The organism is Pseudomonas sp. ICMP22404 (assembly GCF_006227205.1).
In the GTDB taxonomy this organism is placed as follows: Bacteria; Pseudomonadota; Gammaproteobacteria; order Pseudomonadales; family Pseudomonadaceae; genus Aquipseudomonas.
This window is the reverse complement of record NZ_VCNG01000075.1, coordinates 1-415: the sequence shown is the minus strand read 5'-3', so window position 1 is coordinate 415 and position 415 is coordinate 1. Positions and strand designations below refer to the sequence as shown.

1 protein-coding gene is annotated in these 415 nt (G+C 61.9%); it reads right to left on the bottom strand.

The features are described from left to right. Positions 1–415 (bottom strand): Ig-like domain-containing protein (locus FGE05_RS29720; RefSeq protein WP_139650448.1); only part of this gene is annotated, 415 nt, incomplete at both ends.

The window sequence follows — 415 nt, the reverse complement described above, 5'->3', positions numbered from 1 at the left end:
TTGCAGCACCAGGTTCGCAGTGCTGGTATCGCCATCCGCATCGGTCAGGGTGTAGGTGAAGGTTTCAGTGCCGTTGCCGCCACCGTGCAGACCTTTGAAATCCGTGTCGGCGGGGTTGAGGGTGTAGGTATAGGAACCATCGGCGTTGAGCACCAGGGTGCCGTAGGTGCCGGTGAATGTGCCCGGCGTGATGGGGCCGGAAGCGACGTGGTCTGCACCTTCGGTGTCGTTGGTCAGCACACTGCCGGTCAGGGTCAGGTTGGTTTCCGACGCGGTGCTGGCATTGCTGTCGTCCACGGCGTGCGGCAGGTCGTCGACGATGTTCACATCGAGGTTGCCGGTTGCCGTAGTGCCGTTGTCATCGGTGACCACGACGTTGAATTGCTCGCTGAGGCTGTTGGCGCCGTTGGCGTTC